This window comes from Streptomyces sp. NBC_01352, from assembly GCF_036237295.1.
Classification (GTDB): Bacteria; Actinomycetota; Actinomycetes; order Streptomycetales; family Streptomycetaceae; genus Streptomyces; species Streptomyces plumbiresistens.
Map to the genome: position 1 here is coordinate 2,271,041 of NZ_CP108354.1, position 22,131 is coordinate 2,293,171.

Here is a 22,131-nt window from a genome sequence, read left to right on the forward strand (position 1 = left end):
CGTGCCCGCCTACTGATCGACCCGGAGGGTGAAGTGCACGCCCTCCCGGGCGAGTTCGGCCAGCCACTCCTGGGAGCGGGCCCCGGTCTCGGCGGCGCGGCAAAGGCCCGGCGGCAGGGAGCCGTCCAGGATGTGCCGGACGCCGAGGGCGAGGGGGCGGGAGACACAGCGGGCCATCGCGCTCTCCCGCTCGTCACCCACCAGGTCCAGGAGGTAGCCGCCCGACCAGTCCCCGCCGGCCCCGCCGTGCACGTCCAGCGAGACGGCGAGGACGACCCGGTCGCGGTCGGCGTCCGTGGTCGGGTACGTCGCGGCCAACTCCTGGGCCAGGGCGGCGATCCGGGCGTCGTCGCCGGTCCGCAGCTCCGCGAAGACGCCGTCCCAGGCACGCAGCCAGCCGTCCAGACGCAGGGTGCCGCGGACGAAGGTGCGCGGCTTCCAGGCCGTGGGCAGTCCGTACTGCTCGACGAAGGGGAGGCTGTCCCGGTTGGGGTAGACCTCGAAGGTCTCGCCGTCCACGACGTGCCGCCGGGTCGCCTCCCAGGGCCGGTCGGCGGTGGTCTCGGCGCCGTCCTCGAGGTAACGGGCGGGCGAGCGCAGGGCGTTCAGGACTCCTGCGGGGGCCCAGCTGAAGCGGTACCGGAAGTCGTTCGGGACGGCGGGGACGCCGCCGCAGTAGGAAGTGAGGCTGTAGGAGGCCGGCGTGCCGTCGCCGACGGCCTCCCTGGCGCGGGCGACGAGGCTGTGCGCGAAGAGGTGGTCGATACCCGGGTCGAGGCCCGCCTCGGTGAGGACGACGACCCCGGCCCTCGCGGCCGCGGGCACCTGCTCCAGCACCGCGTCGGACACATAGCTGGAGCAGGCGAAGTGCGCCCGCTCGCTCACGCACAGGGCCAGCAGTGCGGCGTGTTCGGGAGCGGGCAGCATCGACACCACCACGTCCCCGGGCGCGAGGTCGGCCGCGAGCGCGTCCGGCGTGTACGCGCGGGGCTCGGCACGGGAGGCGAGGCCGAGCCCGGCCAGGGCCTCGGCGGCGCGTTCCTCGGTGCGGTGCCACAGCCGCACCCGCTCGGCCGCCTCGCACAGCACGGCCAGACCGCTGCCGGTGGACAGTCCGGCGCCGATCCAGTGGACCGTGCCGCTCGCGGGAACCACCTCAGACATCACGCGACTGCCCTTCTACGATGCCGAGTTCACGGCAGGCCTGGTGGAACCGGTCCAGACAGCGCCCCCACGGCCCGCCGACGCCGAGGTCGAGGAGCTGGGGCAGCAGGGCGGCCGAGAAGTCGGTGCTGGACTCCTTCGGCAGCAGGGACGGCAGGTTGTCGATGGCGATCAGGTCCAGCGGCGGTTCCTTGCGCAGCCGGCGGGCCGGGTCCGTCCAGTCGGTGGTGCGGTCGTAGACCGGCAGGACGTTCAGGGGCGAACCCACGTCGCAGGTGACGTCGCACAGGGTGCGCAGGCGGCGGGCCGGAGCGTCGAGGTCCTCCTCGCGGAGGAAGGGCGGGACGGGCGTGGTGGCGAGGACGGCGTTCACCATGACGTCGTGGGCGAGCAGGGCTCCCCGGTCCAGGTCGCGGGTCTCCTCGAGGTCCCAGCAGGTGGGATCGACGCCGGCCTCGCGGAAGGCGACGCGTGCGCCCCGCCCGCTGCGGCCGAGCGCCCCGACGACCAGGGCGGTGAACTCCTCGTCCCCGGCCGCCGGGCGCAGCGTCTCGTCCAGCGCGTCCTTGCCGGTGGGTGTCAACGGCGCTTGGAGCCTGCCCCGGTGCTGGAGGACTGCCAGGGCGGCGCCCAGGTAGCCCGCCCAGAAGCCGAAGGCGGCGAGGCGGCGGCCGTGGTCGTCCACGAGGTATTCGAGGTCGAGCAGTGCCCCTCCCCCGCGCACGAACCGCCGGAGCAGGTCGGCCGCTCCGGGCTGCCGCTTGTAGGCGTGCCCGAAGAAGACGTGCCGGTGGGTCAGATCAGGGGGTCCGTCCGGGAGTTCCTTCAGGCCGAGGACGACGGCGTCGGCGGGCGCCGACACCCACGAGCCCGCGGGCGCGATCCGGCAGCCGACCGCCTCGTACTCCTCCACGGGGAAGATCCGCTGCGGGGACTCCTCGACGGTCAGCGTCACGCCGCTGTCGACGAGCCGGCGCGCGTCGGACGGGACGATCGGGGTGCGCCGCTCGGTGGTGCGGACCTCGTGGCGCAGCCACAGGTGGAGCTCGGTCATACGCGGTTGGCCTCCGGGCGAAGGGCGTCGGCCGCGAACCGGCCGACGCTCAGCGGGCTGACGTCCACGAAGGGTACGCGGCCCAGGTACAGGTCTCGGACGACCTCGCCGACGGCCGGTCCCTGGAGGAAACCGTGGCCGGAGAAGCCGGTCGCATACAGAAAACGGGATACCGAAGTCGCCTCGCCGATCAGGGCGTTGTGGTCCGGCGTGAGCTCGTACAGGCCCGCCCAGCCGCCGGTGCGGCGCAGGTCGAGGAGGGCGGGGGCGCGCTGTTCCATGGCCGCGCCCAGGCGGGGGATCCAGCGGTCGTGCGTGTCGGTGGCGAAGCCGGGCCGCTCCTCGGGGTCGGACATGCCGACGAGGAGGCCGGGGCCCTCGGTGTGGAAGTAGAGGCTGGTGGTGAAGTCGATGGTCATGGGGAGGTCGGGCGGCAGTCCCTCGACCGGTTCGGTGACCGCGATCTGGCGGCGCAGCGGCTCGACCGGCAGGTCCACGCCGGCCATCGCGCCGACCGCCCGCGACCAGGCGCCGGCCGCGCAGATCACCGTGTCGGTGGCGATCCGGCCCCGGCTCGTCATGACGGCCGTGATGTCGTCGCCGTGCCGTTCGATCCCGGTGAGTTCGCAGTGCCGCCAGATCGTCGCGCCGTGGCGGCGGGCGGCGGCCGCGTAGCCGTGGACGACCGCCTCGGGCGTGCAGTGGCCGTCGTCGGGCGAGAAGGCCGCCGCGAGCAGGCCGTCGGTGCTGATCAGCGGGGAGAGCCGTCGGGCCGCGGCCGGGTCGATCAGGCGGCTGGGCACGCCGAGGGAGTTCTGCAGTCGTACGCCCGCCTCGAAGGAGGCCACGTCCTCGGGCGTCGACAGCAGGAACAGATAGCCGACCCGGTGCAGCCCGATGTCGTACCCGGTGTCCTCCTTGAAGCGGGCGAACGCCTCCAGGCTGCGCGCGCCGAGCTGGATGTTGAGCTCGTCGGAGAACTGCGCCCGCACCCCGCCCGCCGCCTTCGAGGTGGACCCGGAGGCGAGTTCGTCCCGCTCGACGAGCACGACGTCCCGTACGCCCGCCCGGGCCAGGTGGCAGGCGATGCTGGTACCCATCACCCCGCCGCCGACCACGACGACACCCGCGCGCATGGTCACCCGTGTTCCCCCTTCGCCGCCTCGGCCTTCGCCGCCTCGGCCTTCGCCGCCTCGACGACGGCCCAGGCGGCCGCCGCGTCCTGCACACCGAGGCCGACGCTGTTGTAGTACACGACGTCCTCGGGCGAGGTCCGTGCCGCGCGACGTCCGGTGAGCACCTCGCCCAGCGGGACGAGGTCCTCAGGGGTCAGCAGCCCCTCCCGCACAGCGTCCACGACCGGTCCGGCGTGCTCGGCCGCGGTCCTCGGGTCGTCGACGACGACGGCCGCGGACCGTCGTACGACCTCCCTGTCCACCTCACGGCGGGTGGGTTCGAACGACCCCACGCTGACGACCGTGCACCCGGCATCCAGCCACGGGCCGCGCACCACGGGGGTCGTGCTGAGCGTGCAGGCCGCGACCAGGGACGCCCCGCGCACGGCCGCCTCGGCGCTGTCGGCCGGCTCGACGGGCAGGCCCACTTCGGCGGCGAGAGTCTCGGCGGCGCGGGCGCGATGCCGCGGGGTCGGGCTCCACAGCCGTACGGACCTCAGGTCCCGCACCCGGGCGATCGCCCGGGCATGGGCGAGGGCCTGGGTGCCCGAGCCGAGGATCGTCAGGTCGGCGGCGTCGGGGCCGGCCAGGGCGTCGACGGCGACGGCGCTCGCCGCGGCCGTGCGCAGGGTCGTCACCGCCGTGCCGTCCATGACGGCGGTGAGGCGGCCCGTCACCGGGTCGAGCACGGTGACGACGGCGTGCACGGTCGGCAGCCCGGCCGCCGCGTTGCCCGGGTTGACGCTGCCGACCTTCGCGACCGCCCCGGTGTCCGCCGACAGCCGGGACACGTACGCGAAGACGACACTGTCGTCGAAGCGGCTGGGATGCATGATCTTCCCGGGGAGGTCGGCGCCGCCCGTGCCGAGCGCGGTGAAGGCCGCGCGCTGCGAGGCGATCGCCGTGTCGGCGTCGAGGAGGCGTGCCACCTGCCGCCCGGAGAGGAAGAGGACGTCGTCGGTCATTCCCTCTTCCTGTCCCCGCGCGCCGCCCGGGAATCAGGACAGGTGCGCCACCGCGTCCAGATGGGGCAGATGGTGGTCCAGCCGCTCCCGCTTCGTCCGCAGATAGGTGATGTTGTTCTCGCACGGCGGTATCAGCAGCGGCACCGTCTCGGCGACCTCGATGCCGTGCCGCACCAACGCCTCGCGCTTGCGCGGGTTGTTCGACATCAGGCGGACCGACTTCACGTCCAGGTCGTGCAGGATCCCGGCGGCGACCCCGTAGTCGCGGGAGTCCACCGGCAGACCGAGCGCCAGGTTCGCCTCGACGGTGTCCAGGCCCTCCGCCTGCAGCGCCATCGCCCGCAGCTTGCCGAGCAGGCCGATGCCCCGGCCCTCATGCCCTCTGAGGTAGACGACGACGCCGCTGCCCGCGGCGACGACCGCGCGCAGCGCGGAGGCGAGCTGGTCGCCGCACTCGCAGTGCTGGGAACCGAAGGCGTCACCGGTCAGGCACTCGGAATGCAGCCGGGTCAGAACGTCGTCCGTGCCGATCTCACCGTAGACCAGGGCCACTTGTTCGTCACCGCGGTCGTGATCGAGGTAGCCGACCGCCTGGAATTTCCCGTACACGGTGGGCAGCGGGGCATTCACCACGCGTTCCACACCGGTGCGCTGTGGCGACTTCGTGCCGAGCACGCCAATTTTTTCTGTCATGATCTGGTTCCTAAGCAGAGACGAAAGGCCGTGAAAAGATGAGTGGTTCGCAAATACGGTCGGCTGCGTACGGTCTGGTGCCGGCGGACACTACGGAAGACGTACGGACACGGGGGGCGGACGTCTCAACGCAGGTCGCCGTCCTTCCGGTCGGGAGCTTCGAGCAGCACGGCGCGTACCTGCCGCTGGCGACCGACACGCTGGTCGCCTGCGCCATCGCCCGGGAGATCTCCGCCGCGTACCCGGTGCACCTGCTCCCACCGGTGACGATCTCCTGCTCGCACGAGCACGCGGCCTGGCCGGGAACCGTCAGCATCTCCTCCGTCACCCTTCACGCGGTGGTACGGGACATAGCGGCTTCGCTGCGCCGGTCCGGCGTCGACACCCTGGTGGTGGTCAACGGGCACGGCGGGAACTACGTACTGGGCAACGTCGTTCAGGAGTCCTCCGCGCGCGGTGAGCGGATGGCGCTCTTCCCGGCCGCGGAGGACTGGGAGACGGCGCGGGAGCGGGCGCAGGTGGCCACCTCGCTGCTCACCGACATGCATGCGGGGGAAATAGAGACCTCCATTCTTCTGCACGCTCATCCCGAATGTGTGCGGCCCGGCTATGAGACCTCCGATTTCGTCGCGGACGACCGTCGTCATCTCCTGACCCTCGGTATGTCCGGCTATACCGATTCGGGTGTCATCGGCCGCCCCTCGCTGGGTTCCGCGGAAAAGGGGAAGGCGCTGCTGGCGAGTCTGGCGGAATCCTTCGGCCCGTATTTCTCGATGCTGACCGGCAGCGGGCCCACGGCGTAACGCGGGGGCGTACGACGGGTTTCCGGGTCCGTCACGACGGTCCCGGCGCCGGTCTCGCCGGTCTCCTCTCCCGCCCCGGCGCGCAGGCCGGCGTACCAGCGGACGACGAGGACGATGACGCCCGGCAGGCTCGCCACGAAGCTCAGCACCCCGTACACCACCGCGACCGCCAGGCCGCTGCTCGCGCCCAGTCCCGCGGCGCCGAACGCCCAGGCGGTGACGCCCTCGCGAGGGCCCCAGCCGCCGACGTTCAGCGGGAGGCTCATGGCGAGCAGGGCGAGGACCGCGAGCGGCAGCAGTACGGCGGCGGAGGCGGCGGAGCCGGCGACGCGGGCGGCGACGACGAACATCCCGAGGTGGCCCGCGAGGACGACGGTGGAGGAGAGGGCGACGCCGGGCAGGTTGCGGCGCGACAGCAGTCCCTCGCGCGCCTCGCCGAGGCTTGCCCGCAGGGCCCGTCCGCGGTGGGAGGGGGCCCGGTTCATGCGGAGGGCGACGACGACGGCGAGCGCGCCCAGTGCGGCGAACGCGGCCAGGGGCGCGAAGTGCCGGGCGTCGGCCAGCACCGGGGACGGCATGGTCAGCAGTACGGTGACGCCGACGAGCGCCAGGACGATCTGCCCCGCGGCCCGTTCGATGACGACCGAGCGGACGCCGCGGCCGAGGTCACCGGCGCTCTGCCCGTGCCGTACCGCCCGGTGCACATCACCGAGGACGCCGCCGGGCAGGGCCGCGTTCAGGAACAGCGCACGGTAGTAGTCGGCGACGGCCGGGCCGAGCGGGAGCCGGATGCGCAGGCCCCGGGCCACCAACTGCCAGCGCCAGGCGCTGAAGACGGTGGTGACGAGGCCGATGCCGAGCGCCACGAGCAGCGTCGGACCGTCGATGCGGCGCAGGCCGTCCAGGAAGACGCCGGTGCCCAGGCGCCAGAGGAGGACGGCGAGGATGGCCACGCCCGCGACGGTCCCGAAGTGGGTGCGGACGGCACGGGAGTTGAAGCGGGCGAAGAAGGAACGGGAGAAGGAGGAGCGGGCGGCACCGGGCCGGGGTGCCGGCACGATCACGCCGATACGGTCCTCGGAGACGGCCGCACCGGCGGGGGCCACCGTCCTGCCGCCGGGCCGGGCGGGCGCCACGGCCAGGTCGGTGTGCCGCTCGCGCGGCTCCACGCCAGGCAGGCCGCCCCAGGTCCGTACCGTCTGCACGCTCATGACGCCCCGCCCGTCGGCCGGGACAGCGCCAGCAGGTCGGTGTGGTGGACCACGACCCGCAACTCGCCCGCCGCGCAGGCCGCGAGGCGCTCGCTCAGATACCGGTCGGCGCGTTCCCGCAGTTCCGGGCGCTGTTCGACGGCCGCGCCGACCCAGCCGCGCAGCCACTGGGCGGTCAGCGCGGACTCGGTGGGGCCAAGACGCCAGGGGCTCGGGTGCAGCCGTACCGTCGCGCCGCGTTCGGAGAACGCCTCGCACGCCGCGGTGACCGCGTCCGGGCCGAGCAGGCCGCCCAGGCGCTGATGGGCGTTGAACGCCTCGGCGATCTCCGCGTCGAGCGGGTGGGACGGGGTGAGGTCGACGCGGCCGGCCACGGAGAGCGTCAGCAGGGCCGGACAGCCCGCTCCGGTGCAGGCGGCGGCGAGGGTGTCGATCTCCTCGCGGGTGAGCACGTCGAGCAGCGCGGAGGCCGTCACCAGGGACGCGCCGGCCAGGGCGTCCGGGGTGAGCCGGCCGACGTCACCGCGACGGGTCTCGGTCGAGACGCGGCTGCCGTCGGCGCCGGAGCGCGGTGCGGCCACGGCGGCGAAGTGCAGGAGGTAGGGGTCGCGGTCGTGCAGGATCCAGTGCTGGGCGCCGTCCAGGCGGGGGGCCAGCCAGCGGCCCATCGAGCCGGTGCCGCAGCCCAGGTCGTGGACGACGATGCCGGCCTTCCCCGGCAGGTTCGCGAGCCGGATCCGCAGCGGATCGAGCAACTCGACGGCCCGCGCGGCGGCGTCGGCGCCCTCCCGCAGCTCCAGCCACTCGGGGGCGTAGCGCGGCGGATCGTCGGGCCCGGTGTCCCGCAGCCGCACCGTGGGCCGCTCGCCGGGGCGCAGCGTGGGGCCGGCGCCGGGGATGACGTGTTCGGCCTCGCCGGGGACTTCCCCGGGTCCGGCCACGGCAGCTTGCACGAACGCTCCTCCAGGACCGGCGACCATGGAACTCCTTGACTCGACGGCCTCGTCGGGGCCGAGTTGCGTCGGGATCTTCCCCGCCTGTTGTGTCATTGCCGTCTTCCTCATGCCGCCCTCCGGGGTTCGCTCGGCAGTCGGCCCAGTACTCCGGCCAGGCTGCGGGCCGTTGCCGCCCAGCCGCCCAGGGCGGACCGCCGGCCCCTGGCGGCGGACTTGAGCCGGCGTCGTACGTCCGCCTCGCCGAACCAGCCGCGCAGCTCCGAGCCGAGGGCGGCGGGGTCCTCCGGCGGGACGAGGATGCCGGGCACCCCGCCGTCGGGGGCGCGGCCGACCGCTTCGGGGAGGCCGCCGACGTCCGTGGCCAGCACGGGGATACCGCGCGCCAGGGCCTCGGTGACCGCCATGCCGTACGTCTCGGCGTACGAGGTGAGGACCATCAGGTCGGCGGCGTTGTAGCTGGCGTCGAGTGCGGCGCCGGACTGCGGGCCCGCGAGATGCAGGCGGTCCTGCAGGCCGTACCTGCGGATCAGCACCCTGAGGCCGGCGACGTACTGCGGATCCTGGGTGAGTCCGCCGACGCAGACGCAGCTCCACGGCAGATCGGTCACCCCGGCCAGCGCCTCCACCAGCCGGTGCTGGCCCTTGCGCGGGGTCACCGCGGCGACGCACAGCAGCCGGGACACTCCGTCGGTGCCGGAGGCGAGCGGCGCGATGTCGGCGCCGGGGGCGGCGACATGGACCCGGTCGGGGGCGAGACCGTGGTGGGAGACCAGGCGCCGCACGGCCCAGTCGCTGGTCGCGATGACGGCGGGGACGGCCCGCAGCACGGCGCGTTCCTTGGCGTCCAGCTCCGCCGCCACCGCCGGGTCCAGCCCCGTCTCGTCGCCGAGCGGGAGGTGGACGAGGACGGCCAGGCGCAGCCGTTCCGCCTCGGGAACGACGACCTCCGGGACACCGCAGGCCACCAGCCCGTCCAGCAGGACGACCGCGCCGTCCGGCAGGTCCCGCAGCGTCTGCGCGAGTTGCGTACGGGCCGCGGCCGCCGGACGCGGCCAGTCGCCGGGCACGGCGTGCTGGTGCACCTGCCAGCCGAAGCCGGCCAGGTCCAGGCTCACGCGCCGGTCGTAGGCGTTGCCGCCGCTGGGGGCGGTCGGGTCGTCCACCCCGCCCGGCAGGACGAAGTGCACGGAGCGCAGTGACATGGGGATGATCTCCGCGTTCTTGAGAGCGGAGTGCTGCACGGGCACGTAGTCGAGCGTGGCGGCCCGCTCCATCGTCGTGTCGGTCACAGGGCACGCTCGTAACTCGCCCAGGCGACGTGCGACTCGTGCAGCGAGACGGTGAGCCCCGCCAGACCCTTGGCGCCCTCGCCGAGCGCGCCCTTGTGGATCCGTTCGGCGAGCCGGTCCGCGATGACCTTGGCCAGGAACTCCGTGGAGGTGTTGATCCCGGCGAAGTCGGGCTCGTTGTCGAGGTTCCGGTAGTTCAGCTCGCTGACTACCGCGCCGAGTTCCTGTGTGGCGAGTCCGATGTCGACGACGATGTTGTCGTCGTCCAGCTGCTCGCGCCGGAACGTGGCGTCCACCAGGAACGTCGCTCCGTGCAGGCGCTGCGCGGGTCCGAAGACCTCGCCGCGGAAGCTGTGGGCGATCATGATGTGATCGCGGACGGTGATGCTGAACAACGGACGACCCTCCAGGTGCGGCGCGTCTTGTCCCCCGCTGATCCCTGCCGGGGGATGCCGTGTAGTACGGCTCCTCGCCCCCCGTTGTTCAGCCTCCTCTCACTCTTTTCTCAGGTCAGGCGCTCTTGCGCGCCTGGGGTGGGTCATACGGGATTGAACCCGTGTGTCGCCTGTTCACTCGTCCGAGTCGTAGCGGACCCGGTGGCACAGCGCGGGAATCTCGCCGGAGGCGAGCCGCGGCAGCACGTCGGGCAGTTCACCGAAGGCGCTCTCCCCGGTGACGAGAGCGTCGAGCGCCGGGTCGGCGAGCAGGTCCAGGGCGAGGGCCAGCCGGTCGGCATAGGTACGGCTGGAGCGGCGGGCCGGCGACACGGAACCGACCTGGCTGCTGCGGACGACCAGCCGCCGGGAGTGGAAGGCCTCGCCGAGCGGGACGCTGACCTGCCGGTCGCCGTACCAGCTCAGTTCGAGGACGGTGCCCTCGGCCCTCAGCAGTTCCAGGGCGCGGGCGAGGCCCTGTTCGGTGGCGCTGGCGTGGACCACGAGGTCGCAGTCGCCGAGGGCGTCCTGGGGCAGGGCGAAGCCGACGCCGAGGGCCTCGGCGGTCTTGGCACGGGCCGGGTCGGCGTCGACCAACTGGACGCGCACGCCGGGGAAGCGGGCCAGCAGGGCGGCCACCGAACTGCCGACCATGCCGCCGCCGACCACCGCGATCCGGTCGCCGACCAGGGGCGCCGCGTCCCAGAGGGCGTTCACGGCGGTCTCGACGGTGCCGGCGAGAATGGCCCGTTCGGCGGGTACGGAGGGGGGTACGGGGGTCACGGCGGTCACGGGGACGACGTACCGCGTCTGATGCGGATACAGGCAGAACACGGTCCGCCCGAGGAGGTCGTCCGGCCCCTCCTCCACCACGCCCACATTGAGGTAGCCGTACTTCACCGGTCCGGGGAAGTCGCCCTCCTGGAACGGCGCCCGCATGGCCGCGTACTGACTTTCCGGTACTCCGCCACGGAACACGAGGGTCTCCGTGCCCCTGCTGACCCCGGAGTACAGCGAGCGCACGACGACCTCGCCCTCGGCGGGATCCGGCAGGGCCATCTCGCGTATGTCGCCATGCCCCGGAGAGCTGAGCCAGAACGCACGTCCGGTGCGCTTCATCGGCATCCTCCTGAACGATCGGGAAGCTGTTCACGTACCGAGGTGTGCACAGGTCGCGCACAGTACGCGGCCTTGATCGACTCTGTCACCTGGCCGGAGGAATGTGCGGTGGCCCTGAACAACACTTACGACGCGAGGCTGGTCCAGCAGGAGACCGCGGTGGGAGCGGGGCTGCAGATCCTGCTGCTGGCCCTGCTCGGCACGGCGATCGGCATGGGGCCGGCGGGCTGGCTCACCGGCCTCGCCTTCGCCATCGCCACCTGGGCGGTGCTCTCCCGAGCCCTGCACCGGTCCCGGCTGCGCTCCTTCGGCCCGGCCAACCGGGTCACCCTCGGCCGGGCGACCCTGGTCGGCGCGGTGACCGCCCTGGTCGCCGACTCCTTCGAGAGCTCACCACCGGTGACACTGTTCGTCGGCCTGACGGCGGTGGCGCTGATCCTCGACGGCGTGGACGGCAAGGTCGCCCGCCGCACGGGTACCTCGACACCATTGGGCGCACGCTTCGACATGGAGGTCGACGCGTTCCTCATCCTGGTGCTCAGCGTGTACGTCTCCATGGCCCTCGGCCCCTGGGTCCTGCTGATCGGCGCCATGCGCTACGCCTTCGTCGCCGCGGCCCGCGCCCTGCCCTGGCTCAACGCCCCACTCCCTCCGAGCACGGCCCGCAAGACGGTCGCCGCACTCCAGGGCATCCTGCTCCTCGTGGCCGCCTCGGCCCTCCTTCCGTACACGGCGACGTTCGCGGTCGCCGCGACCGCGCTGGTGCTGCTGGTGTGGTCGTTCGGCCGGGACATCCTGTGGCTGTGGCGGACACAGCGGGCGCAGGAGGCTTCCGTGGCGAGGGTGCTGGAGCTGGTGCCGGAGCCGGAGCCGGTGGCGTCTTGAGCATGCGGTGTCCTGCATACCGTCGACCACCGTCATACAGAATCCGGTATACGGTCGTCAGCCACCCAGCGGCAAGGGCGTCGACCCTATCGCCGCGGCAACAGCCCGACCGCCGCAGCCGGTAGCGCCGCCAGCACCAGCCACGGCACCGCGGCCGGCAGTCCGCTGTCCAGCAGCATTCCCGTCACCGCGCTGCCGACGAGGACGATCAGGCCGGAGACCGAGGACAACGCTCCCGTGTACAGACCGAGTCGGCCTTCTTCGGCGAGGTCGGGGACCCAGGCCCGGGCGACGGGGGCGACGAGCATCTGGCCGAAGGTGAGCAGGACGACGAAGCCCGCGGCGGGAATCAGGCCCGCGGTGTCCGTCCAGTTCGCGGGGCGGGCGAGGGCCACCACCGTGAAGCCGGCCGCGATCAGCAGCAGTCCGGTCGCCATGGAGCGGCGCAGGGTGAGGCGGTCTCCCACCCAGCGGGTGACGGGGAGCTGGGCGGTCACGACCAGCAGCGACGACAGGGCGAACAGCCAGGCGAGCGGGGCCTGGGAGCCGGCCGCGCGCTGCACCTCGTCGGGGAGGGCGAGGTAGAGCTGGTTGTAGGCGAGCAGGTAGGCGCCGTACGCGCAGCACAGCGCGAGGAAGCCGCGGTTGCGGAGCAACGGCCCCATGCCGCCCCGGACTCGGACGGGTTCCCGGCCCGGGATGCGCTGCGGCAGCAGCCACGCGTGTCCGGCGAGGACCAGGACGAAGATCCCCGCTCCGGCCAGGCACACCGTGCGGAAGTCGACCGACAGGAGCAGTGCGCCGAGGAGCGGGCCGACGAACGCCCCCGCCTGTCCGGCCACGGTGAACAGGGCCAGGACACGGGTACGGGAACCGCCACCCGCCGACTCCCAGGCCACCGCCTGCCGGGCGACCTCGGACTCCACGGCCGGTGAGAACAGCGCGGCGGCGAACCCGATCAGCAGGACGGCGCCGATGACGGACCAGGTCTCCTCCGCGTACCCGAGCCAGGCGAATCCCGCGATCCGCAGCACGCAGCCCGCGAGCACCACCGGCCGGATGCCGTACCGGTCGGCCAGCGCCCCGCCCACCACGAACAGCCCCTGCTGGCTGAAGGTCCGCAGGCCCAGCACCAGGCCGACGAGCCAGCCGGCCATGCCCATGGCCTGTCCGAGGTGTTCGGAGAGGAAGGGCAGCACGGCGAAGAAGCCGATGTTGAAGGCGAGTTGGGTGAGGATCAGCAGCCGCAGCAGGGGCGAGAGCCGGGTGCGCCCGGATGCCCCGAGTGGCGTCTTGCGTCGCAGGCCGGTCGACGGCGAGGTCATCGGGTTCCCACCAACTCCTTTGTGGGTGACGGTTCTTCGGCCGACGACGGCTCGGGGGTACGCGCCGGCCGGGGCCGCCTCGGCAGCCGCACTCCGCCCGCCGCACTCACCGCGAGCGCCCCGAGCAGGGCGAGTACGGCGGCGGGGGCGAGGACCGCCCAGGGGGCGCGCTCGGCGTAGGGCTGGTTCTCGGCGAGGAGCAGGCCCCACTCCGGGGAGGGCGGCTGGGCGCCGAGGCCGAGGAAGGCGAGGGAGGCGAGCGCGAGGGCGATGCCGGGCAGGCGGAGCAGGGCGTGGCGGGTGACGGACGGCAGGGCGGCGGGCAGGAGTTCGTGGCGCAGCAGGTACCAGCGGCCGGCGCCGAGACCCCGGGTGGCGGTCACGTGGAGGGCGGCGCGTTCCTGGCGCAGCAGCGCGGAGGTGTGCGCGGCCAGGGGCGCCCAGGCGACGGCGCCCACGGCGAGCGCGGGTATGGCGGGCCCACTGCCGACGACCGCGGTGACAAGGAGCGCGAGCAGGACGGGCGGGACGGCGTTGACGGTGTCGACGAGCGGCCCCGAGAGCCGGGGCACCAGTCCGAGCAGCACGCCGGTGAACAGCGCGGCGGCGCCGATCGCGAGGGCGAGGACGAGGGTGTCGACGGCGCCGTGGGCGACCCGGGCGAGGACGTCCCGGCCGAGGGCGTCGGTGCCGAACGGGTGGCTCACGGAAGGGGATCGCAGGCGTTCGCCGGTGTCGAGGGCGAGCGGGTCGCGGGGCAGGCCGAACACGACGACGACCGTCAGCAGGAGACCGTATGCAATAGGCAGGATCCTGCGGACGGGCGGCGGTCGACGGTGGAGTGAGGACAACGCGCCGTCGCGCAGGGCCGGGCCGACGAGGAGCCGCGTCGTGAGGGCGGCGAGTCCCGCCGCGATCCCCGCCAGCAGGACCAGGGCCAGCGTGCCGGCCTGGAGGACGGGCAGGTCCTGGGCGAGGGCGGCCTGGAGGGTGGTGCGGCCGAGGCCGGGGATGTCGAAGATCTGCTCCACCGCGACGGCCCCGCCGGTCAGGCCGACCACGAACAGGCCGAGGTTGGGGAGCAGTCCGGGCAGGCAGCGGCGTACCGCCTGGCGGGCGATGCTGCGGCCCGGCAGTCCGCGCGCGGCGGCGGCCAGTGTCCAGGGTTCGGCGAAGGCGCCGGGCAGCAGGTCGTCGAGGAGCCGCCCGATGACCGCGCCGGCGGGCAGGCCGAGGGCGAGGGCGGGCAGCACCGTCCACTGGGGCCCGTACCAGCCGAGGGCGGGCAGCCAGCCCAGCTGTACGCCGACGACGGTGGCCAGGACTGACGCGGTGAGGAACTCGGGCAGCGCGGCGAGCACCGCCGAGCCGCTGCCTCCCGCGCGGCGGCCGTCGAGGCGTCGGTGCGCGCCGAGCCACAGCGTGCGGGCGCAGATCAGGGCGGCGGTGAGGGCGGCGACCGCGAGGGCCACCGCCATGAGCAGCAAGGACGCGCCGAGGGCCTGGAGCACGGCAGGGGTGACCTCGTCGCCGGAGAGCCACGACCGTCCGGCATCCCCGCGCCACAGCCCGCCGAGCCACTGTCCGAGCAGCCGCAACGGGCCCTCGTCCAGGCCGAGTTGAGCCCGGATGTCCGCGAGTACCCGGGGGGTGGGGTCGCGGTCGGCCGAGCGGGCCTTGAGGACGGTGAGCGCCGGGTCGGTCCGTGTCAGCCAGGGCAGCAGGCCGATGCCGCAGACGAGGGCGGCCGCGAGGGCAGCACGCCACACGAGGGCGGCCACATGTCGTCGCACGGTTCAGCGCCGGGTTCCGGCGCCGACGAGGGTGCGCTCGTACGGGTCGAGGAGCACGCCGCTGACCGGGTCGGCGACGCCGGTGATGATGCGCTGGTGGACCAGCGGGACGACGGCGTCGGTACCGAGGACGGCGGCTTCGGCGGCCATGGCGGCGTCCTGGCGTCGGCCGGTGTCGGTCAGACGCTCGGCCTCGGCGACGGCCCGGTCGACGTTCCGGTCGCAGAGCTGGGCGATGTTGTAGCCCCCGTCGCACGTGTAGTCGCCGGCGAGCACGGCGACGGGGTCGCCGGTGTCGACCAGGGTGTTGCGGGCGAGGACGAAGGCGTCGAACTTCCCCTCCAGCGCGTCGCTCTCGAGGCGCGAGTACTCACGCACCTCCAGCGTGACCTTGAACCCGGCCTTCTCCAGCTGCTGCTTCAACACCTGGGCGGCTTCGGGGAGTTCGGGCCGGTTGTCGTAGGTGGCGAGGGTGATGGCCGTGTCGTCGGGGTCGCCGGCCCTCGCACGTCCGGCCGGCTGTTGCCGCTTGCCCTCGGCCCAGGTCACGGCGGGTCCGTAGATGCCGGTGCCGGGGTCGGCGTACCCCTCGTAGACCCCCTCCGCGAGAGCGGAGGTGTCCACGGCCTCGCGGGCGGCGGCGCGCAGTGCCGCGTCTTTGAAGGGACCCGACGCGGAGTTGAGGAGCAGGCTCGTGGTGCGGGTGGTGGCCGTCTCCTTGCGGGTGGCCTCGTCCAGGGTGGCGGCCTGGGCGACGGGTACGGCCTCCGCGATGTCGATCTCGCCGGTGCGCAGGGCGCTCGCGCGGGCCGTGCCGTCGGGGATGAAGCGGACGTCGAGGCCGGAGGCCTGGCCGCGGCCGGCCCAGTAGTCGTCGTAGCGGTCGAGGGCGGCGGAGGTGGATCCGGTGACCTTCGTCAGCGCGAAGGGGCCGGTGGCGGTGCCGACGGGGTCGACGCGGCCCTTGTCGTCGTAGGCCTTCGAGGAGAGGACGGCGAGGCTGGGTCCGGCCAGGCGCAGGGGCAGTACGGGGTCGGGGGCGGCGGTGGTGATCCGTACGGCGGTGTCGCCCGCGGCCTTGGCGGTGAGCGTGACGCCGGAGAGGGCGGCGGGGGCGGGCTTGGCCTCGGTGGCGTGGGTGAGGGCGGCGGCGACCGCGCCCGGGGTGACGTCCGAGCCGTCCTGGAAGGTGGCCTCGCGCAGGGTGAACAGCCAGGTGCGGGCGTTCTCGCGGCGCCAGGACGCGGCGAGCGCGGGGGCGGCGGCGCCGTTGGCGTCGAGGGCGGTCAGGCCCTCGGTGACGCCGAGGCGGCTGAGGATGGTGGCGTCGGCACCGTACGGCGAGAGGTTCTCGGCGGGCGGGAAGGCGAGGGCGACCCGCAGCCGGGAGCCTTCCTTCGCGTCGCCCGACGAGTCGCTGCCGCCGCCGGAGGCGAAGCAGGCGGTCAGGAGCGGGGCGAGGAGCAGGGAACCGAGTAGGTGACGGCGTCGCATGTTCTCACCGCCCCATCGGGATCTCGACGTGGAGGACCCCGTTGCCGCCGTCGGGATCCTCGCGCTCGTCGTGCACGATCTTGCCGAGCGACCGCCAGAAGGCCTCGGCGCCCGGTACCACCGGGTCGGTGTGCAGGTAGACGCTGCGGTAGCCGCCGTCGGCGGCGGCGAAGGCGAGCAGTTCGTCGACCAGGCGCCGGGCCAGGCCACGCCTGCGGTGCTCGGGGCGGACGTACACCCGGCGCAGTTGTGCGGTCTCGCCGGAGGGGTAGCGGTCGGCGAGGTGGCGCGGGTTCGGCGGGTGCGCCGGGCCGCGGGAGTCTAGCGCGGCGGTGGCCACGACGGTTCCGTCGCCCGCCTCGACGGCGACGAGGAGGGTGTGGCGGGCGGAGGCGAGATAGGCGGCGGCCGGGTCGACGATGTCGGCGTGCCAGTGGGGCACATAGCCGGTACCGAAGTCGCGGTAGACGGTGTCGAGCATCACGGCTCGCGCACCATCGAGGTCGTCGGGGGTCGCTACCCTGATGCTGAAATTACGCACTTGCACATCATATGCATTAAGGCGGAGGGGTGATCAACGGGCCCGCGTCCGCTGTCGGGACGGCCGCAGCTGCCGCATCGGTCGCCGGGGTTCCGGGACTACTGCCCCCACTCCAGGAACGCCGTCACGAACCGCCCCGCATCGTCCAGCCACGGAAAGTGCGCGGCACCGGGCTGGACGACCAACTCGCCGTCAGGGAACAGCCCCGCGTACTCAGCCACCGCGCGCGCCGGCGCCGCCACGTCCACCTCACCGGCCAGCACGAGCACCGGCGCGGCGAACCCGGCGAGGGCCGCGCGGGTGGCGGCCGGGTCGAACGCACCCGTCGACCCGTACACGGCGGCCACCTCGTCGTTGCGCTGCTTCGCCTCCGCCTCTCGTACGGCCTTCGCCTCGTCGTCCCAGCGGGCGAACCAGAAGGGGGCGACGGCCTGCCAGTCGTCGGGGCCCGCCCGGCCGGCGGTGATCGCTTCCAGAGCCGTGTACGCCGGCGTGAACCACGGTTCGTCCCGGCGCAGGCGTGCGGTGCTCAGGCGGTCCTCGGCGGTGATCTCGATGCCGACCGCGTAGACACTCGGCGTGATCAGGGCGAGGCGCGCGACGCGGTCGGGGTGCCGGGCCGCGTACAGGACGGCCAGGTTCGCGCCGGCGGAGTGTGCGAGCAAGTCCGCCCGGTCCAGGCCCAGTTCCTCGCGCAGCGCCTCGACGTCGTCGACCAGGCGGTCGCAGCGGTACGACGCCGGGTCGTCCGGCGTCGCCGAGCCGCCCGTGCCCCTGAGATCCAGGCGGATCAGGGTGCGGTGGGCGGTCAGACCGCCCAGGTCGCCGAGATGGAGCGAGTCCTGCATCGGGCCGCCGGGCAGACAGACCAGGGGCGGGCCGTCGCCGGACACGTGGTAGGCGAGGCGGGTGCCGTCTGGTGCGGAGAAGGTGGGCATGCGGGCGAGCCTTTCAACGGGTGCCCTTCCCGGCAACTGGATTGCGGCGGGGCGCCGGGGGCGCGGGAGCGCGGGAGCCGTCAGCTGTCGTGTCCTGCATGTGAGCCCGGCGCGGCCCCACCCGCGGGTGCGGGTGGGGCCGCCTTGTCGGCATCGCGTCACCGCGTCACCGCGCCACCGGATCTCGCGTTACCGCGTCGGCGTGGCGACCGGTGCCGGGGCGTAGCCGGTGGGCCGGGTGGTGAAGGTGCCGCGGCCCTGGGTGCGACTGCGCAACCGGGTGGCGTAGCCGAACAGTTCGGCGAGCGGCACGGTCGCGGTCACGACCGCCGACCCCGCACGCGTGGCCGAGCCGGAGACCCGCCCGCGGCGTGCCGCGAGATCGCCGAGGACGGTACCGACGGCGTCCTCGGGCACGGTGACCGTGACCTCGACGACCGGTTCCAGCAGGGTCATCGCCGAGGCGCGCAGGGCTTCCCGGAGCGCGAACCGGCCGGCTGTGCGGAAGGCCGTGTCCGAGGAGTCCTTCACATGCGTGGCCCCGTCGGTGAGGGTGACACGCAGCCCGGTCACCGGGTGCCCGCCGATCGGCCCCTCCGTGAGGGCGTCCCGGCAGCCGGCCTCGACCGCCCGGACGTACTCCTGCGGCACGCGCCCGCCCACGACGGCGGACCGGAACTCGAAGCCGGTACCAGTACCGGTACTGGTGCCGGCCTCCGGATCCAGTGGCTCCACGTCGAGGACGACATGCGCGAACTGCCCTGCCCCGCCGTCCTGTTTGACGTGCCGGTACACCAGCCCGGACACCCCTCGGACGACCGTCTCCCGGTAGGCCACCCTCGGCCGGCCGACGGAGACCTCCAGCCCGTGCTCGCGCCGGACCTTCTCCACCGCGACCTCCAGGTGCAGTTCGCCCATGCCGGACAGCAGCGTCTGACCGGTCTCCGGGTCGGTCCGGGCCACCAGCGACGGGTCCTCCTCGACCAGCCGGGCGAGCGCCGTGGCCAGCCGGTCGGTGTCGGTGGACCTGCGCGCCTCGACCGCCACCGAGACGACCGGGTCGGCCACGCTGGGCGGTTCGAGGACGAGCGGGGCGTCCGGCGCGCACAGGGTCGAGCCGGCCCGGGCCGACCTCAGCCCGACCACGGCGACGATGTCCCCGGCCACCGCCCGCTCCAACTGGGCGTGCCGGTCGGCCTGCACCCGCAGGATCCGCCCGATCCGCTCGGTGCGCCGCGTACCCGCGTCCATCACCGTGGCCCCTTTCTCGATCGTTCCCGAATACACCCGCAGATACGTCAGCCGTCCCGTCGGGGTGGCACTCACCTTGAACGCCAGCGCCGCGAAGGGCGCCTGCGGATCGGCGGCCCGCTCCTGTTCCGTTCCGTCGTCGCGCGTGCCGCGTACGGCGGGCACGTCGAGCGGTGACGGCAGGTACGCCACGACGGCGTCCAGCAGCGGCTCGATCCCGCGGTTGCGGTAGGCCGAGCCGCAGAGCACGACCACGCCTTCGCCGGTGCGGGTGAGGTCGCGCAGGGCGTCGACGAGCGTGCGGGTGTCGAGCGCCGACTGGATGCCGTCGACCGGTGACTGGGTGCCCTCGACCGTCGCCTGAATACCGTCTCCCGTAGACCCCGCGTCGCCGGTCGACTGCATACAGAATTCCTCCAGCGCGCCCGGATGCAGCTCGGCGACCGCCTCCTCCAGCAGCCGACGCCGCCTGAGCGCCTCGTCCCGCAGTTCCTCCGGCACCGGTCCCTCCTCGACCGTCTCACTGCCGTCGACCCAGGTCAGCGCCCGCATCCGCAGCAGATCGACGACGCCGACGAACCCGTCCTCGCTCCCGATGGGCAACTGCACGACCAGCGGAGCCGGGTGCAGCCGCTCCCGGATCGACTCGACGGCCGTGTCGAGATCGGCTCCGGCCCGGTCCAGCTTGTTGACGAACGCGAGCCTCGGCACGCCGTGCCGGTCCGCCTGCCGCCACACCGACTCGCTCTGCGGCTCGACGCCCGCGACGGCGTCGAAGACCGCGACCGCTCCGTCGAGCACGCGCAGCGAGCGCTCCACCTCGTCGGCGAAGTCGACATGGCCCGGGGTGTCGATCAGGTTGATCCGGTGACCGTCCCAGGCGCAGCTGACCGCCGCGGCGAAGATCGTGATCCCGCGGTCGCGCTCCTGGGAGTCGAAGTCGGTGACGGTGGTGCCGTCGTGGACCTCGCCACGCTTGTGCGTGGTCCCGGTGGCGTACAGGATCCGCTCGGTGACGGTGGTCTTGCCGGCGTCGACGTGGGCGAGGATGCCGAGGTTGCGGACGGCGGTGAGGGTGTTGAGGTTGGTGCGCACGGCCCGTGGCCTTTCGAAAGGGTCGGTGACAGGGCAGCGCGATTCCCGGACGGAGCACTTCTCCGACGTATCTGACGGAACGTCAGTACGTAAACGAACGCCCCCGAGTTCAGGGCGGACGTCGTGGTCAGGCGTCGTGTGGTCAGTCGTTCGTCCGGGTCATCCGGTACCGGCCGCGCAGCGGGCACCGGACGGACGAGGACACGAGGATCACGTCGTACTGCGACCGGGGGACGACGACAGCGGTGCACTCACGCATGACCGTCTCCCCTCACTCGTCGTTCCACGTCATGGCACCCGCCGCGAACTGGTGGGCGGCGCCTGGTCCTTGGTGAGTGTAGGCAACCGGCGAGGAGCGGAGCACGTGATTTTCCCCGCCCGAGCCTGAGGACCGATGACCGCGCTCAGACCGGCCCCGGCCCCGCCCCACCCTTGAGGCGCTCCAGGTCGGACGGCCGGACCTGGATGACCAGGACGGCGATCAGCGCGGCGACCGCGGTGAAGATGGCCGCCATGACGAACGCGGCCGACACTCCAGCGGTGAGGACCTCGTCGGAGAAGGGGCGCGGGAGCTCCCCGGTGCGCTGGAAGCGCAGGCGTTCGGCCGGGGTGGCCTGCTCGAGGAAGAGCGGGATCTGCTTCTCCGCCTCGTTGGTGTTGGCCGTACCGAACACCGTGACCAGGATGGACAGGCCGAGCGAACCGCCCACCTGCTGCGTGGCGTTGAGGAGCCCGGAGGCCGCGCCGGTCTCGCGGACGGAGACGTTGGAGAGCGCCATCAGCGTCAGCGAGACGAACTCCATGCCCATGCCGAGACTGAAGACCAGGATCGGGCCGAGGACACTGCCCGCGTAGGTGGAGTGGACATCGGTCAGGGTCAGCCAGGCCAGGCCCACCGCGGCGAGGATCGCGCCCACCACCATGAACGGTTTGGGTCCGTAGGTGGGCAGGAACTTCGAGGCCAGTCCGGCACCGACCGCGATGACGGCGCTGACCGGCAGGAAGGCGAACCCGGTGGCCAGCGGGCTGTATTGCAGCACGTTCTGCACGAAGAGCGTGAGGAAGAAGAACATGCCGAAGATCGCGGCGGCGAGGCACAGCATGATGCCGTACGTGCCCGCCCGGTTGCGGTCGGCGAACATGTGGAGCGGGGTGATCGGCTGCCGGGAACGCTTCTCGATCAGGACGAAGCCCGACAGGATGACGACGGCCGCGGCGAACGAGGCCAGCGTGAGCGCGTCCCGCCAGCCTTCCTGCGCGGCCCTGATGAACCCGTACACCAGCAGGACCATGCCCACGGTGGAGGTCAGCGCGCCGGCGATGTCGAAGTGGCCCGGGTGGCGTTCGGACTCTCTGATCCAGCGGGGTGTGGCGAGGGCGATGAGCAGCCCGATCGGTACGTTGACGAAGAGCACCCACCGCCAGTTCAGCCACTCCACGAGCATCCCGCCGGCGAGCAGCCCGATCGCGCCGCCGCCCGCCGAGACCGCGGCGAAGACCCCGAAGGCCCGGTTGCGCTCGGGGCCTTCGCGGAAGGTCGTACTGACCAGGGAGAGGGCGGTCGGGGAGGCGATGGCGCCGCCGACGCCCTGGAGGGCTCGTGCGGCCAGGAGTTGGGCCTCGTTCTGGGCGAGGCCGCCGAGCAGGGAGGCGAGCACGAAGAGCAGCACGCCGAAGATGAACACGCGCCGTCTGCCGAGGATGTCGCCGGTCCGGCCGCCGAGCAGCAGCAGACCGCCGAAGGTGAGGGTGTAGGCGTTGACCACCCAGGCCAGGCTGGTGGTGGAGAAGTCCAGGGAGCGCTGGATGTCCGGCAGTGCGATGTTCACGATGGTGATGTCCAGGACCACCATGAGCTGACAGGACGCGATGACCAGCAACGCCATCGCGTTTCCGCCACCGCCGGATTCCCCGGTGGTGGTCTGCGCTGAGGGGCTTGGCTGGGG

General features: G+C 73.1%; 18 protein-coding genes and 1 pseudogene. 2 read left to right on the plus strand and 17 right to left on the minus strand.

All coding sequences use genetic code 11. From position 1 onward, the window contains the following. Positions 1-9: 9 nt before the first annotated feature. From OG252_RS10770 to ribA, 5 genes are read right to left on the minus strand one after another with little or no spacing between them, the layout of a single operon-like run. On the minus strand, positions 10-1,164 hold the full coding sequence (locus OG252_RS10770; protein ID WP_266450188.1) for a saccharopine dehydrogenase family protein: 1,155 nt from the start codon (positions 1,162-1,164) through the stop codon (positions 10-12). Beyond that, positions 1,157-2,218, minus strand: coding sequence for a saccharopine dehydrogenase (locus tag OG252_RS10775; protein WP_329335519.1), 1,062 nt, complete (start codon positions 2,216-2,218; stop codon positions 1,157-1,159). The genes OG252_RS10770 and OG252_RS10775 overlap by 8 nt, the downstream gene beginning before the upstream one ends. Then, positions 2,215-3,354 (minus strand): NAD(P)/FAD-dependent oxidoreductase, encoded by a 1,140-nt coding sequence (locus OG252_RS10780; RefSeq protein ID WP_329345118.1) that lies wholly within the window; start codon positions 3,352-3,354, stop codon positions 2,215-2,217. Before OG252_RS10780 ends, OG252_RS10775 begins: the two co-directional genes overlap by 4 nt. Before the next feature lie 2 nt (positions 3,355-3,356). Beyond that, positions 3,357-4,358 carry an ornithine cyclodeaminase family protein gene (locus OG252_RS10785; RefSeq protein ID WP_329335521.1) on the minus strand — a complete coding sequence of 334 codons (1,002 nt, stop codon included), beginning with the start codon at positions 4,356-4,358 and terminating at the stop codon, positions 3,357-3,359. A gap of 33 nt (positions 4,359-4,391) precedes the next feature. Then, on the minus strand, positions 4,392-5,051 hold the full coding sequence (gene ribA, locus OG252_RS10790) for a GTP cyclohydrolase II (protein WP_266450184.1): 660 nt from the start codon (positions 5,049-5,051) through the stop codon (positions 4,392-4,394). Positions 5,052-5,089: 38 nt separating this feature from the next. Between ribA and OG252_RS10795 the strand changes: the two genes are divergently transcribed. Next, on the plus strand, positions 5,090-5,854 hold the full coding sequence (locus tag OG252_RS10795; protein WP_323186277.1) for a creatininase family protein: 765 nt from the start codon (positions 5,090-5,092) through the stop codon (positions 5,852-5,854). A 179-nt stretch (positions 5,855-6,033) separates the two neighbouring features. On the opposite strand, the pseudogene OG252_RS10800 reads toward OG252_RS10795, so the two are convergent. The 5 genes and pseudogenes from OG252_RS10800 to OG252_RS10820 all read right to left on the minus strand — a co-directional run. Then, a pseudogene (locus OG252_RS10800) lies at positions 6,034-7,065 on the minus strand (lysylphosphatidylglycerol synthase transmembrane domain-containing protein); the annotation flags it as partial. Next, positions 7,062-8,045, minus strand: coding sequence for a class I SAM-dependent methyltransferase (locus OG252_RS10805; protein WP_425587633.1), 984 nt, complete (start codon positions 8,043-8,045; stop codon positions 7,062-7,064). The gene OG252_RS10805 and the pseudogene OG252_RS10800, both read right to left, overlap by 4 nt. 80 nt (positions 8,046-8,125) lie before the next feature. Next, entirely contained in the window at positions 8,126-9,310 is a 1,185-nt protein-coding gene (locus OG252_RS10810) for a glycosyltransferase family 4 protein (protein WP_329335525.1), read from the minus strand. Next, complete coding sequence (locus OG252_RS10815; RefSeq protein ID WP_266450177.1) at positions 9,307-9,705, minus strand: 6-pyruvoyl trahydropterin synthase family protein; 399 nt, start codon at positions 9,703-9,705, stop codon at positions 9,307-9,309. The genes OG252_RS10810 and OG252_RS10815 overlap by 4 nt, the downstream gene beginning before the upstream one ends. Positions 9,706-9,879: 174 nt before the next feature. Further along, the gene (locus OG252_RS10820) at positions 9,880-10,863 is read right to left on the minus strand and encodes a zinc-dependent alcohol dehydrogenase (protein ID WP_329335527.1); all 984 of its coding nucleotides are present in this window, start codon (positions 10,861-10,863) and stop codon (positions 9,880-9,882) included. Between the two features lie 108 nt (positions 10,864-10,971). Here OG252_RS10820 and OG252_RS10825 point away from each other — a divergent pair, with 108 nt between their 5' ends. After that, a complete protein-coding gene (locus tag OG252_RS10825; RefSeq protein ID WP_266450174.1) occupies positions 10,972-11,748 on the plus strand; it encodes a CDP-alcohol phosphatidyltransferase family protein in 777 nt (258 codons plus the stop codon). 86 nt (positions 11,749-11,834) lie between these two features. Here OG252_RS10825 and OG252_RS10830 read toward each other — a convergent pair whose 3' ends face one another. From OG252_RS10830 to OG252_RS10860, 7 genes are all read right to left on the minus strand, one after another. Continuing rightward, positions 11,835-13,073: an MDR family MFS transporter gene (locus OG252_RS10830; RefSeq protein ID WP_329335529.1), complete on the minus strand. Its 1,239-nt coding sequence runs from the start codon at positions 13,071-13,073 to the stop codon at positions 11,835-11,837. Then, on the minus strand, positions 13,070-14,854 hold the full coding sequence (locus OG252_RS10835; protein ID WP_443068395.1) for an ABC transporter permease subunit: 1,785 nt from the start codon (positions 14,852-14,854) through the stop codon (positions 13,070-13,072). Before OG252_RS10835 ends, OG252_RS10830 begins: the two co-directional genes overlap by 4 nt. A 15-nt stretch (positions 14,855-14,869) precedes the next feature. Further along, positions 14,870-16,360, minus strand: a complete 1,491-nt coding sequence (locus tag OG252_RS10840; RefSeq protein WP_329335534.1) for an ABC transporter substrate-binding protein — start codon at positions 16,358-16,360, stop codon at positions 14,870-14,872. Positions 16,361-16,364: 4 nt separating this feature from the next. Beyond that, on the minus strand, positions 16,365-16,901 hold the full coding sequence (locus tag OG252_RS10845; RefSeq protein WP_329335536.1) for a GNAT family N-acetyltransferase: 537 nt from the start codon (positions 16,899-16,901) through the stop codon (positions 16,365-16,367). A gap of 98 nt (positions 16,902-16,999) precedes the next feature. After that, the gene (locus OG252_RS10850) at positions 17,000-17,839 is read right to left on the minus strand and encodes an alpha/beta fold hydrolase (protein ID WP_329335538.1); all 840 of its coding nucleotides are present in this window, start codon (positions 17,837-17,839) and stop codon (positions 17,000-17,002) included. A gap of 189 nt (positions 17,840-18,028) precedes the next feature. Continuing rightward, entirely contained in the window at positions 18,029-20,185 is a 2,157-nt protein-coding gene (gene fusA / locus OG252_RS10855) for an elongation factor G (RefSeq protein ID WP_329335540.1), read from the minus strand. A gap of 404 nt (positions 20,186-20,589) precedes the next feature. Further along, a complete protein-coding gene (locus OG252_RS10860) occupies positions 20,590-22,071 on the minus strand; it encodes an MFS transporter (protein WP_329345119.1) in 1,482 nt (493 codons plus the stop codon). Between the last annotated feature and the right edge of the window lie 60 nt (positions 22,072-22,131).